11 protein-coding genes are annotated in these 13,074 nt (G+C 75.3%); 6 read left to right on the top strand and 5 right to left on the bottom strand.

From position 1 onward, the window contains the following. Positions 1 to 23 precede the first annotated feature (23 nt). Positions 24 to 2,114, bottom strand: coding sequence for an AAA family ATPase (locus ACZ34W_RS17525; RefSeq protein WP_465605173.1), 2,091 nt, complete (start codon positions 2,112 to 2,114; stop codon positions 24 to 26). A 430-nt stretch (positions 2,115 to 2,544) separates the two neighbouring features. Next, positions 2,545 to 3,102 (bottom strand): uridine kinase family protein, encoded by a 558-nt coding sequence (locus ACZ34W_RS17520; protein ID WP_329492034.1) that lies wholly within the window; start codon positions 3,100 to 3,102, stop codon positions 2,545 to 2,547. A 350-nt stretch (positions 3,103 to 3,452) separates the two neighbouring features. Between ACZ34W_RS17520 and ACZ34W_RS17515 the strand changes: the two genes are divergently transcribed. After that, positions 3,453 to 4,616, top strand: a complete 1,164-nt coding sequence (locus ACZ34W_RS17515; protein WP_329486518.1) for an acyl-CoA dehydrogenase family protein — start codon at positions 3,453 to 3,455, stop codon at positions 4,614 to 4,616. A 127-nt stretch (positions 4,617 to 4,743) separates the two neighbouring features. On the opposite strand, the gene ACZ34W_RS17510 is transcribed toward ACZ34W_RS17515, so the two are convergent. Further along, positions 4,744 to 5,196: a hypothetical protein gene (locus ACZ34W_RS17510; protein ID WP_329486517.1), complete on the bottom strand. Its 453-nt coding sequence runs from the start codon at positions 5,194 to 5,196 to the stop codon at positions 4,744 to 4,746. 229 nt (positions 5,197 to 5,425) lie between these two features. Here ACZ34W_RS17510 and ACZ34W_RS17505 point away from each other — a divergent pair, with 229 nt between their 5' ends. The 5 genes from ACZ34W_RS17505 (at position 5,426) to fxsA (ending at position 10,589) form a co-directional block, all read left to right on the top strand. Beyond that, entirely contained in the window at positions 5,426 to 5,866 is a 441-nt protein-coding gene (locus ACZ34W_RS17505; protein WP_329486516.1) for an Lrp/AsnC family transcriptional regulator, read from the top strand. 31 nt (positions 5,867 to 5,897) lie between these two features. Continuing rightward, on the top strand, positions 5,898 to 7,562 hold the full coding sequence (locus ACZ34W_RS17500; RefSeq protein ID WP_465605038.1) for an amidohydrolase: 1,665 nt from the start codon (positions 5,898 to 5,900) through the stop codon (positions 7,560 to 7,562). A gap of 43 nt (positions 7,563 to 7,605) precedes the next feature. Further along, complete coding sequence (locus tag ACZ34W_RS17495) at positions 7,606 to 8,061, top strand: GNAT family N-acetyltransferase (RefSeq protein ID WP_329486514.1); 456 nt, start codon at positions 7,606 to 7,608, stop codon at positions 8,059 to 8,061. 170 nt (positions 8,062 to 8,231) lie between these two features. Further along, entirely contained in the window at positions 8,232 to 9,875 is a 1,644-nt protein-coding gene (gene lnt / locus ACZ34W_RS17490; RefSeq protein ID WP_465605034.1) for an apolipoprotein N-acyltransferase, read from the top strand. A 144-nt stretch (positions 9,876 to 10,019) separates the two neighbouring features. Beyond that, positions 10,020 to 10,589: an FxsA family membrane protein gene (fxsA, locus tag ACZ34W_RS17485; protein WP_329486512.1), complete on the top strand. Its 570-nt coding sequence runs from the start codon at positions 10,020 to 10,022 to the stop codon at positions 10,587 to 10,589. Between the two features lie 127 nt (positions 10,590 to 10,716). Here the strand turns inward: fxsA and ACZ34W_RS17480 are convergent, their stop codons facing one another. Together ACZ34W_RS17480 and ACZ34W_RS17475 are read right to left on the bottom strand one after the other, a co-directional pair. Continuing rightward, on the bottom strand, positions 10,717 to 11,091 hold the full coding sequence (locus ACZ34W_RS17480) for an RNA polymerase-binding protein RbpA (protein WP_030396357.1): 375 nt from the start codon (positions 11,089 to 11,091) through the stop codon (positions 10,717 to 10,719). Positions 11,092 to 11,371: 280 nt separating this feature from the next. Then, entirely contained in the window at positions 11,372 to 12,994 is a 1,623-nt protein-coding gene (locus ACZ34W_RS17475; RefSeq protein WP_465605030.1) for a hypothetical protein, read from the bottom strand. Positions 12,995 to 13,074 lie beyond the last annotated feature (80 nt).

Below are 13,074 nucleotides of genomic sequence, written 5' to 3'. Positions count from 1 at the left end.
GCCGGCGGACCCGCTCCGCCGGCTCAGCCCCGGCCGTCGATCAGCTCGCCGTACGCCTGCACGAGGTCCGGCAGCCGCAGGGTCGCCAGGTCCTCGCGCCCGGGCGGCTCGCGCAGCAGCGAGAGCCGCAGGTCCCGGTAGGCGCAGGACTTCTCGTACAGGGTGCGGATGAACCGTCCGTTGCCCAGGTCGTCGATCCAGCCCTCGCGGACCACGTGGATGCAGATGCTGGCCAGTTCCTCGGCGGCGTCCTCGTCCCAGCCGTCGCCGTCCCGGTCGGCCAGCGCGGCGCCGATCGCGGTGAGTTCGCCGGGGCGGTAGCTGGGGAAGTCGACCCGGGTGGTGAAGCGGGAGTTGAGGCCGGGGTTGGTGGCGAGCAGCCGGTTCATGCCCTCCGGGTAGCCGGCCAGGATCACCACCAGCCGGTCGCGGTTGTCCTCGGCCCGCTTCAGCAGCACCTGCAGCGCCTCGTCTCCGTAGGCGTCGCCCTTGCTGTAGCCGGAGTTGGAGAGGCTGTAGGCCTCGTCGATGAAGAGCACGCCGTCCAGCGCGGAGTCGATCAGCTCATTCGCCTTGACGGCCGTCTGGCCGAGGAACTCGCCCACCAGGTCGGCCCGCTGGGCCTCCACCAGGTGGTCCCCCGAGAGCAGCCCGAGGGCGTGGAAGACCCGCCCGAGGATGCGCGCCACGGTGGTCTTGCCGGTACCGGAGGGGCCGGAGAAGACGAAGTGGCGCTTGGGCGGCTGCACCGGCAGGCCCTGCGCCGCCCGCAGCCGGGACATCCGCAACTGCGCGGAGAGCGCCCGGACCTGGCGCTTGACCGGCTCCAGACCGACCATCCGGGAGAGTTCGGCCAGCGCCGCGTCCAGCTCCCGCTCGTCGCCGTCGCGTCCGGCGGCCGGGTAGCCGCCCGCGGGTCTGGGCGGCGCCTCGCCGCGGACCGGCACGGCGGGCCCGGAGCCGGCGGGGGGCAGCGGCGCGCCGGAGCGCTCACCGGCGGGCAGCGCCGGTCCGGCCTCCCGGTCGGTGGCCGCGCCCGCCCCCGGCGGCTCCTGCCCGCCCGGCCCACCGGTCCCGGCCGGGAAGGCCCCGGCGGGGTACGCCTCGCTCTGGCCGGGCTCGGTCCGGTACGGCTCGCCGGAACAGGGCGCGGCCTGGTAGGGCTCACCGGGGTAGGTCTCGCCGGAGAGGGCCTCACCGGGGTAGGCCTCGCCCGGGTACCCGGCGGCTTCGAGGTCCGGGGCCTCGCACCCCGAGGCCTCCAGCGCCGCGTCGTCCAGCCCGGCCTCCTCGGCGCCCACCGTGTCCAGGCCCAGCGACAGCGCGTCGAACGCCTCGTCGCCGCCCGAGGGCTTCCCGCCCTCACGGCCGAGTCCGCCCACCGCGTCCAGCAGCGCGTCGACCACGCCGTCCTCGGCGGAGATCGCGGCGAGCCGGGTCGCGGTGTCCATGAAGGCCGGATCGGCCCGGTGCACCGCCCGGTAGAGCGGCAGCGCGGCGGCGCTGCGCCCGGCGCCCTCGTAGGCCCGGGCGAGCCAGTACCGCAGCTCCTTGCGCTGCGGCTGCTCGGAGCGGCAGCGGGCCAGCGAGGCGGCGAGCGGGGCCTGCGCCTGGGCGCACATGTCCAGCCGGACCCGTGCCATGCCCGCGAAGAGCCCGGCCTCGATGCCCAGCAGCTGGTCGTCCAGCAGCCGGTCGGTGTCCCGGATCAGCTGTTCCCAGTCCTTGAGGAGGTAGGACCGGCACGCGTGCAGGAAGCGCGCGGACGGGTCCTCCTCCGGGACCGGGCACTGCTCCAACGCCCTGTCCAGTTCGGCGAGATGGCGGCCGTCCAGCCAGTGCGAGGCGTGCGCGAGCGCCAGGTCGCGACTGTCCTCCAGGACGGGCTGCACCCACCAGCCCAGCCAGTACCAGGAACTGAGCGGGCGCCGGTGGAGCCGCCGCTGCTCGCCGAACCGCGTCCGGTGGCGGTACATCGCGAGCAGCGCCCCGGAGGTGTCGCTGCGCAGGGCGTGCAGGCCGAGCCAGGCGTCGGCCATCCCCGGATCGAGCCGCACGGCCGCGCGGAACTCCTCCTCCGCGCGGGCGTACGCGCCCGCCGTGTAGGCGTCCATGGCACGCAGCCACGCGCGGTCGGCGAGCCGGTTCGGAGCCGGGCCGCCCGTGTTGTTGCCGTCGGAACTGTCCACCGTCGTCACTCACGCCCCCCGCGGTGTGCCTGGGGCTCGGTCGGCCATTCGAGGTGCGGAGAAGCCGGCCGGTCGTCGATAGCCCCCGGGGCGCATATGCGCCTCCAGGAATCGTACCGGCGCGGCGCTGATCCGGAAGAGTGCCGTGCGGAGTCAAATACGATCGCGCGCGCGGGGATTGGGCGCCGGTGCGATCCGGCCGGGCCTCGGCCCCGGTCGGGCGGGGTCCGGGCGGCGGGAGGGGGGGACGGCACCCCCGGCTCACGGGGGAACAAGCCGGGGATGCCGAGTCCGACGTTGCGCGATCAACAACCTCGGCAACTGAGGAGAACCTAAGTCCTGGTGACACCGCAGGTCAAGGGCTTGTTGAAGGTTCACCGACGGTGCTCGGTGCGATCCGCCCGGTCACTCCGTCCACGACGGTGGCCGCGTACGGGCGGCTGGGGTCGGCGGCGAAGTGCGCCGACTCCGCCCGCGCCCAGCCCGCCCAGAACTCCGCCAGGGCCGGACCGTCCCGCTCCTCCCCGCGCCGCCGGGCGTCCTCGGCGGCCAGCTCCATCCAGATCAGCCGCGCCAGCCGGGGCCGGACCGCCCGCCGGCCGGCGCCGACGCCCTCGATCAGCACCACCGGGGCGAGCGGCACCACCGCTGTGCCGGCGAAGCGCCCCAGCGTCCAGTCGTACACCCGGTACGCCGCGTCCCGGCCGGCGGCCAGCGGGTCGAGCACCTGGGTGCGCAACCGCTCCGTCCAGCCGAAGGGCTCGGCATGGGTGGCCAGGTCGTCCAGGTGGACCACCGGCGCACCCCCGAGCGCGGCGGCCAGCCGGCCGGTGAAGGTGGTCTTGCCGGAGCCGGCGTGCCCGTCCACCGCGACCAGCCGGACCGGGCCGCAGGAGGGTGCCAGCGCGCGCAGCCCGGCGGCGAGGCCGGCGAGGTCGGGGAGGCCCTCGGCCGCGGCGGGCGATCCGGGCCCGCCGGGCGCGTCCGGCGCCCCGCCGGCCGCGGGGGCGGCCGGGCCGCCGGGAGGGGTGCTGGACGTTTCGGAAGAGGCCACATCGGCAACCCTACGGGGGCCCGCACGCCAGGACGGCCAGTGATTCCGTGCAGGTCGTGACGGCAGCGCCGGGATCGGGCATACTCACTTCGCCACGCATGTGAACGGCCGTTCACCGTAACCCGGTGCCGGTCGGCCCGACGTGCCACACCCGCGTCGGGCCCGCCACACCAGGGCCCGGTGCCCGAACGAGGAGGCGACCAGCCGCCATGACCCCGTCCCCAGCGAACGCCGTGGAACGCCAGCTGCCGACCGACGAGGCCCGCGAACTGCTGAGCCTCACCCGGGAGCTGGTCCAGCGCGAGATCCAGCCGCGCGCGGCGGAGGACGAGGCCGCCGGCCGCTTCCCGCGCGAGGTGTTCCGCACCCTCGGCGAGGCCGGTCTGCTCTCCCTCCCGTACGAGGAGAAGTACGGCGGCGGCGACCAGCCCTACGAGGTCTACCTCCAGGTCCTGGAGGAGCTCGCGGGCGGCTGGCTGGCGGTCGGCCTCGGGGTCAGCGTGCACACCCTCTCCTGCCACGCCCTGGCCGGTTTCGGCAGCGACGAGCAGCGCGCCGCCTGGCTGCCCGGCATGCTCTCCGGTGAGCAGCTCGGCGCCTACTGCCTCTCCGAGCCGCAGTCCGGCTCGGACGCCGCCGCGCTGCGCACCCGCGCCGACCTGGACGGCGAGGAGTACGTGGTCAGCGGCACCAAGGCGTGGATCACCCACGGCGGGGAGGCCGACTTCTACAGCGCCCTGGTGCGCACCGGCGAGCCGGGCGCGCGCGGCATCAGCTGCCTGCTGGTGCCCGCCGGGGTGGCCGGCCTGTCGGCCGCGCCGCCGGAGCACAAGATGGGCATGCGGTCCTCGCCGACCGCGCAGCTGCACTTCGACGGCGCCCGGGTCGAGCGCGGCCGGCTGATCGGCAGCGAGGGCCAGGGCTTCCAGATCGCGCTCGCCGCCCTGGACTCCGGCCGGCTCGGCATCGCCGCCTGCGCGATCGGCGTCGCCCAGGCCGCGCTCGACCTCGCGGTCGAGTACGCCGGTACCCGCCGCCAGTTCGGCCGGCCGATCGCCGAGTTCCAGGGCCTGTCCTTCATGCTCGCGGACATGGCCACCCAGATCGAGGCCGGGCGCTCGCTCTACCTGGCCGCCGCCCGGCTGCGCGACGCCGGCCGGCCGTTCTCCAAGCAGGCGGCGATGGCCAAGCTGTTCTGCACCGACGCGGCGATGCGGGTCACCACCGACGCCGTCCAGGTCCTCGGCGGCTACGGCTACACCCAGGACTTCCCGGCCGAGCGCTACATGCGCGAGGCCAAGGTGCTGCAGATCGTCGAGGGCACCAACCAGATCCAGCGCCTGGTGATCGGCCGCCACCTCACCTCCGGCTGACGGCCCCCGAAACGGCCTCCGGGCGTCACTCCAGGGTGCGGAGTGACGCCCGGAGGCGTCTCCCGCCCCGGTGGTCGGGACCGGCCGTCGGCTGACGGCCGGTCAACCCCCGGGACGGGAGCGGCCGTCAGTGCCGGACGAGCCGGCTGCGCTGCTGCGGGATGGCCGGCGCGGGCGCCGTCCGCACCGGGCGGTGCGCCACGGCGTGGGAGAAAGGCTGGGTGCGCCAGTCGAGTTCGGACGGGAGGGCGAGCAGCGCCTCCAGACCGGCGGTCCCGGCGTCCTCCGCCGACTCCACCTCCGCCAGGTCGTCCGTCGGCGCTCCCGAGCCCGGGCAGAGCGCGGGCGAGAAGGGGTGCCAGGCGGTCGGCAGCACGGCGTGCTGCGGCAGCCGCTCCTCGTCGCCCACCAGGGCGATCGGACGGCGGCACTCCGGGCAGTGCACCCGGACGATGTCCCAGGTCTCGCCCTCGCCCGGATCGACCCCCGCCGACGGCTCGTGGGGGACCGCGAGATCCTCGCGGCCGGTCATATCGTGGGTGTCGTCGGCGCTCAGCGAGTGCCGGTCAGTTGCACGCATGGTGATCCCCCTCGGATCGGGCCCGGCGTGGTCGCCCGGGGCCACAACCAGCACTTCCCGCCGACGCGGACTCATAATCCTGCAGGCCGGTGCACTGTGATGCACCGGGTGTGTCCTTCGCCACATTCGCCCGGCATGTGCCCGCCCGGCACCCGGCGCGGCCGCGAGTGACACCGTGCGCGCCCGCTGTGGCGCCGCGCGCGCCCCCGACCGGGTAGGTTTGCGCCTTGTGGAGGATCTCGACCAACGCATCGTTCAGCTGCTCCTGGAGGACGGCCGGATGAGCTACACGGACCTGGGCAAGGCCACCGGCCTGTCCACCTCGGCGGTGCACCAGCGGGTGCGCCGTCTGGAGCAGCGCGGTGTGATCCGCGGCTACACCGCCATCGTCGACCCCGACGCGGTCGAGCTGGCTCTGACCGCCTTCATCTCGGTCAAGCCCTTCGACCCCAGCGCCCCGGACGACACCCCGGAGAGGCTCGCCGGGCTGCCCGAGATCGAGGCCTGCCACAGCGTCGCCGGGGACGAGAACTACATCCTCAAGGTCCGCGTCGGCGCCCCCGGCGACCTGGAGGACCTGCTGGCCCGGATCCGCAGCGCGGCCGGCGTCTCCACCCGCACCACCGTCGTGCTCTCGACGCCCTACGAGGCGAGGCCCCCGAAGCTCTGACCGCCCCTCCGGGAGGTGCAGACTTGGCGTCATGACCGAACGCACCCTCCCTCCCGGCCCGCCCTCGGGCCAGAGGGGCCCACGAACCGTCCTGCTGCGCGGCGGCGCCGTCTACAGCCCCGCCGACCCCTTCGCCACCGCGATGCTCGTCGAGGGGGAGCACGTCGCCTGGGTCGGCAGCGACGGCGCGGCCGAGGCGTACGCCGACGCCGCGGACGAGATCGTCGAGCTCGACGGCGCCCTGGTCACCCCCGCCTTCGTCGACGCCCACGTGCACGCCACCGCCACCGGTCTGGCGCTCACCGGTCTGGACCTCACCGGACTGTCCTCGCTCGCCGCCGCGCTGGAGGCCCTCGCCGCCTTCGCGGCCGACCGCCCCGAGCCGGGCGGCGTGCTCATCGGGCACGGCTGGGACGAGACCGGCTGGCCCGAGGGCCGACCGCCGACGCTCGCCGAGCTGGACGCGGCCGCCGGCGGCGCCGCGCTCTACCTCTCCCGCACCGACGTGCACTCCGCGCTGGCCACCACCGCGCTGCGCGCGCTCACCGCCGGCCTCGCCGACCGGCCCGGCTTCTCCGCCGACGGCCCGCTCACCCGCGACGCCCACCACGCCGTGCGCCGGACCGCGCTCGCGCACCTCACCCCCGAGCAGCGCCGGCGTGCCCAGCGCGCGACGCTGGCCCGGGCCGCCGAGCTCGGCATCGGCGCGCTGCACGAGTGCGCCGGCCCGGAGATCTCCTCGGAGCAGGACCTCGCCGCGCTGCTGGACCTCGCCGCCGACGGCGAGGGGCCCGAGGTGTTCGGCTACTGGGGCGAGCTGGGCGGCGTCGAGACGGCCCGCCGGCTCGGCGCGGTGGGCGCCGGCGGCGACCTCTTCGTCGACGGCGCGATCGGCTCGCACACCGCCTGCCTGCACAGCCCCTACGCCGACGCCGACCACACCGGCACCTCCTACCTGAGCGCCGAGCAGGTCGCCGACCACGTCGCCGCCTGCACCGAGGCCGGGCTGCAGGCCGGCTTCCACGCCATCGGCGACGCCGCCGTGGGCGCCGTCCTCGCGGGCGTCCGGGCGGCCGGCGAGCGGGTCGGCGCCGACCGCGTCAGGGCGCTGCGCCACCGCGTGGAGCACGCCGAGGCACTGGAGGGGGCGTCCGTCGCGGCCTTCGCCGAACTCGGCCTCACCGCCTCCGTGCAGCCCGCCTTCGACGCCGCCTGGGGCGGCCCGGACGGCATGTACGTCCAGCGGCTCGGCGCCGAGCGCGCCGCCGCGCTCAACCCGTTCGCCGCGCTGCTGCGGGCCGGCGTCCCGCTGGCCTTCGGCTCGGACGCCCCGGTCACTCCGCTCGATCCCTGGGGCACCGTCCGCGCGGCGGCCTTCCACCGGACCCTCGACCACCGGATCTCGGCCCGCGCCGCCTTCACCGCCCACACCCGGGGCGGCTGGCGGGCGATCGGCCGCGACCAGGACGGCGTGCTCGTCCCCGGCGCGATCGCCAGCTACGCGGTCTGGGCCGCCGACGAGCTCGTGGTCCAGGCCCCCGACTCCCGGGTGGCCGGCTGGTCCACCGACCCGCGCTCCGGCACCCCCGGGCTGCCCGACCTCACCCCGGGCCGTCCGCTGCCGGTCTGCCTGCGCACCGTGGTCCGGGGCCGGACCGTCCACCGGGCGGTGGCGGAGCGGGCGGCCCCGCGGTAGGTCCGGGTGACCGGGGCGGCCCGCGCTGCGTAGGTTGACCGGCATGAGTGATCATCCGCTGGTACCCGCCGGCTTCGTCGTCCCCCGCACCCTCGCCGCCGAGGGGTTCCGCCTGGAGCCCCTCGGCGAGCAGCACAACGACTCCGACCTCGCGGCCTGGACGTCGAGCATCGACCACATCCACGCCACCCCGGGCTGGACCGGCAGCTGGCCGCCCGCCGAGGGCATGACGCCGGAGCGCAACCTGGCCGACCTGCGCCGGCACGCCGCCGACTTCGAGCACCGCCGCGGCTTCACCTACACCGTGCTGGCGAACCCCGGCGGCGACGTCGTCGGCTGCGTGTACATCTACCCGGACCACGAGGACCCGGCCACCACGACGGTCAGCTCCTGGGTCCGCGCCGACCGCGCCGAGCTGGACGCCCCGTTGTACCGCGCGGTGGCCGCCTGGCTCGCCGCCGACTGGCCGCTGCGCACGGTCCGCTACAGCCCGCGCTGACACCGCCCCGCCAGGGCCGGGAGCCCGCTGCTCGGCGGGCCACCCGGCCTCACGCGCGGGGCCGGTTCCGGGGTACCGTCTTTCGCACAGCGTCCGAACTCAACGGGCGGTGAAGAACGCGCCAACGGACAGCCAAGCGCGGACAGCCCGACCAGGAAGATGGTGCGCCGGTGGCACTCCACGTCACACAGGAGCGGTCGGACGCCCTCCCCGAGGCGTCCGTGACGTCCGACGCCCCCGCCCCCGGCCGGGTCGCCCGCGCCGTCGCCAAGGTGCGCGCCGGACTGCCCCGCACCGGCCTGGCCGTCCTCGCCGGGCTGCTCCTCGCGCTGGCCTTCCCGCCGTTCGACCTCTGGCCGCTCTCGCTGGTGGGCGTCGCCGCGCTCTCGCTGCTCACCCTCGGCCGCACCGTCCGGCAGGCCGCCTGGACGGGCTTCGCCTTCGGGCTGCCGTTCTTCCTGCTGCTGCTCAGCTGGCTGCGGGTGGTCGGCTGGGACGCCACCGTCGGCCTCTCGGTGATCGAGGCGCTCTTCCTGGCGGCCCTCGGCTCCGGCCTGGCGCTCACCTCCCGGCTGCCCGGCTGGCCGCTCTGGGCGGCCTGCCTCTGGATCACCCAGGAGTGGGCCCGTGACCGGCTGCCGCTCGGCGGCTTCCCCTGGGGCCGCCTCGCGTTCGCCAACACCGCCACCCCGTTCACCCCGCTCGCCGCGATCGGCGGCGCCCCGCTGGTGACCTTCGCCGTCGCGCTGGCCGGCGCCCTGCTGGCCTGGGCGGCGCTGCGGCTGCGCGGGCCCCGCCGGGCGCCCAGGGCCGCCGCGCTGGCCGCGCTGGGCGCCGTCGCGGCCCTGCTGGCCGGTTATCTGGTCCCGGTGCCCACCGCGCCCGCCGACACCGTCAAGGTCGCCCTGATCCAGGGCAACGTGCCCAACCCGGGGATGGACTTCCTCGGCCGGCCGATGATGGTGCTGAACAACCACGCCGCCGCCACCGAGAAGCTCGCCGCCGACATCGAGGCCGGCCGGGTGGAGAAGCCGGACGTGGTGATCTGGCCGGAGAACTCCTCCGACCTCGACCCGTTCAGCGACCCGCTGGCCTACCGGCGCATCGACGACGCCGTGAAGGCGGTCGGCGTACCCACCCTGGTCGGCACCCTGGTGGACGGGCCGGACGAGCGGCACGTCCAGAACGAGGGCATCGTCTGGGACCCGAAGACCGGTCCGGGCGCCTCCTACACCAAGCAGCACCCCGTCCCGTTCGGCGAGTACGTGCCGTTCCGCGACCAGCTGATGAAGGTGATCACCCGGCTGCAGCGGGTCGCCCGCGACTTCTACCCCGGCGACCACAACGGCGTCATGCAGCTGGGCCCGGCGAAGATCGGCGACGTCATCTGCTTCGAGGTGGCGTACGACGAGATCGTCCGCGACACCGTGGACAAGGGCGCCCGGGTGCTCGTCGTCCAGACCAACAACGCGACCTACGCGAAGACCGGCCAGCCCGAGCAGCAGCTCGCGATGTCCCGGCTGCGTGCCGTCGAGCACGGCCGGGCCGTGCTGATCGCCGCCACCAGCGGGATCAGCGCGGTGATCGCCCCCGACGGCTCGGTGCAGCAGCGCACCGAGGAGCTGACCGCCGCCGAGCTGTCCGCCGTCGTCCCGCTGCGCGACGGCACCACGGTGGCGGACCGGGTGGGCGTCGCGCCCGAGTGGACGCTGGCCGTCGCGGGCCTGCTGGCCTGCGGGGCGGCCCTGCTGATCGGCCGCCGCCGGGTGACCCGCCCGGCCGCCTCCGAGCCCTCCGGCCCGACGGTCTCCTGAGCCGGCGCGGCCGGTCGGCGGGCCCGTCGGCCCGGGCGGCGGTGGAACACCGGCCGGCGGCTGGTCGTTGGACCAGGTGGTGCCGTAGCCGGCCCGGATCTCCCGTGCGGCGCGCAGAGCACCGCTATGGAGTGGATTCGTACCGTGACCCAGCAAGCTACCCCTGCCCCTCAGGCCCGGCGCGGAAAGCTCCGCCGGGTGCTGCCGTTGGTGGTCACCGCCTGGCTGGTGCTGGAGATCTGGCTGCTGGTCCAGGTGGGCTCGTGGCTGGGCGGCCTGACCGTCGTGCTGCTGCTGATCGCCGGGGCCCTGATCGGCGGCTCGCTGATCAAGCGCGCGGGGCTGAAGGCGCTGTCCGCGGCGATCGACCAGAGCCGGGACCCGAAGTCGCAGCAGCCGCAGACCGGAACCAGCCTCACCGTGCTGGCCGGCCTGCTGCTGATGCTTCCGGGCTTCCTCTCGGACGCGCTGGCGCTGACCCTGCTCCTCCCGCCGACCCGGGCGCTCTGGCGGGCCGCCGGGCGCCGCTTCGCGGACAAGGCGCTGCGCAGCACCGCCGGCCTCGGGGCCGATCCGCTCGCGGACGCGGTGCGGCTGCAGGAGCAGCTGCGCATCCACCGCCCGGACGGCAAGGTGATCCAGGGCGAGGTGGTCGAGCCGGGCGCCGGCCCGCAGGGCCCGGACACCACCTACCGTCCGCCGCTGAAGGGCTGACCGGCGACGGCGGCCGCCCCGGGGCATCAGCGCCCGGGGCGGCCGCCGTCGAAGGACCCGGACATGCGAAAGGGACCCTGGGGGCCAGGGTCCCTTTTCGCGTGCTCCCGCCGGGGCGGGAAACGGGTCAGGCGCTCTTGCGGGTGTCCCGCGGGTGTACCGCGAGGTTCATCCCTCCGGAGCGGAGTACGGCCAGCCGCTCGGCCAGCACCTCCTCCAGCTCCTCGCGCGTGCGGCGCTCCATCAGCATGTCCCAATGGGTACGCGTGGGCTTGGTCTTCTTCTCCTCAGGCTCGTCACCGTCGAGGAGTACTGCCTCCTGGCCGCAGAAGCGGCATTCCCAGGCCGAGGGGATCTCCGCCTCGACCGAGAAAGGAACCTCGAATCGGTGTCCGTTCTGACATGCGTACTCGACGGTCTGGCGGGGAGCCAGATCGATACCACGGTCGGTCTCGTAGCTAGTGGCCCCGAGTCGCGTGCCGCGGAGAGCTCGCTCGCTCATGAATCGTGCCTCCCGGGCTTATGGCCCACAGGACTAGTGGTCGCTGTTCTTCGTCGTTCGGTCAACGCTCGGCTTCCGACGAAGATTCCCGTCCCGGGACATGCGTCGTCTGTCGTGCCGCCCCTGTTTGTACCCACCGGCGCCCGATTTGTCACATCTGGCCGTGGATATCACCCCAGGTGTCACCTATTTCACATCTGGTGATCGGTCGGCCTTTCCACCACGAGCGTACCGGGACGGGATCCGCCGCCCTACGTCGCCCCGCCCCGGCGGGCCCCTTTCAGGCCAGTGGACGGAACCGCAGGGGCGCGTGCTCCTTGCCCAGGTCGACCGCCTGCGGCTGCTGGACCGGCTCGGCCACCGGTACCGGCGGCGGGCCGGCCGGGCGCGGCGGGACGTCGACCGGAGCGGCCGCCTCGGTCCGGGTGTCGCGGTGCGGGAGCAGGGCGATCACCGCCTCGCGCAGCTGGGCCGGGGCCTCCTCGTCCAGCGGGTCGACGGTGGCCGGCACCTGGAGGCGGACCGGTGTGCCGGTGCCGATCCGGGCGTAGCCGCGGCCGGCCGGGGCGTGCGCGGCGGGCACGATGTCCAGCGGCGCGCCGAGCGTGCCGTAGGACTCCTCGGGGCCGGTCGGGCCGAGCAGGACGCGGGCCCGGGTGGTGGCCCGCACGGTCGGGGTGATCCGGTCCCGGGCCTCGATGTCGTCGGCGAACACGACGGTGACCCGGGCGGCCCGGCCGTGCCGCAGCGGGAGCTCCAGCAGGTCCTGCGGGTCCGGCCGGCCCTCGGCGTGGGCCAGCTCGCTCAGCTCGGTCGGGTGGTCGAGCAGCAGCCAGAGCGGCCGGGTGACGTCCTCGGGCGCGGCCGCCCCCGCGTGCCGGGCGGCGTTCAGCGCGGTCAGCCGGCGCTCGGTCTCCCGGGCGACCCACTCCAGCGCGGCCAGCGCGCCGTGCAGGCTGGTCTCCACGGTGTGCACGCCGGGCCGGCTGACCAGGCAGGCGTGCTCGCCGGTGCCGGCGCCGTCGATCACCACCAGGTCGCCGTGGGGCAGCGCCTGGAGCGCGATCGACCGGATCAGGCTGGAGGTGCCGTAGCCGGTCACGCCGAGCGCCAGCAGGTGCGGCTCGCCCGAGCGGGGGCCGGTGCGCCAGACCACCGGCGGTTGCTGGGTGACGGCGCCGCCCTGGCCCACCGGGATGGTCCGGGCGCTGCCGGCCTCGTCGGTGAAGCCCAGCACGATCTCGCCGGGGGTGGTCACGAAGCGCTGGGCCGCGATGTCCGTGGGCAGCGGGGCCAGGGCGGCGATCCGCAGCCGGTTGGACTCCTCGTCCCAGTCGAAGCGGTACTCCCGGGCGCGGCCGGCCTTTCCCTGCACGACCTGCTCGATCCGGGCCCGGGCGGCGGGCTCGGTGTCGGTGAAGTAGGCCGGGTAGACCAGCTCCAGCCGGGAGAGCCGCCCCTCGGCGTCGAACTCCCAGGAGCCGAAGACGTCCTTGTAGCCGCCCTCGTGGTGGTAGAGCGGGCTGAGGTCGTCCGGTGAGGCCAGGTACGGGGTCAGCGCGGCGTACAGGGCGGTGAGCTTGACGTCGACGACGTCCGGTTCGGGCGGCCCCGCCGCGGCCTTGGGGGAGCGGCCGTTCCAGGCGGCGCTGGCCATCAGGGCCACCAGGGCGAACAGCAGCCCGTGCGGCAGCAGGTAGATGCCGAGCAGCATGGCGGCGACCAGGAAGACCGTCGGTCCGCGCCGGTCCTTCGGGGTCGCCTGCCAGCGGCTCTTGGCCCAGGCGACGTGGTGGCGCATCCCGCGCCCGATGACGGTCAGCGGCGCGAACATGTCGGAGGCGTGGTCGCCGGCCGTGCGGGCGAGGTCGCGGCCCTTGCTGAAGTGGCGGTTGAGCGGCATTCCTTGGCTCCCCGGGCGAGTGGGACGGTCGGGTTCAGGGGGTCGGCGTCGGGTGTACGACGGGGCCCGGGGGCGGTGGG

Source organism: Kitasatospora sp. NPDC022856 (assembly GCF_055561235.1).
This window is presented reverse-complemented; position numbering and strand designations above follow the sequence as displayed.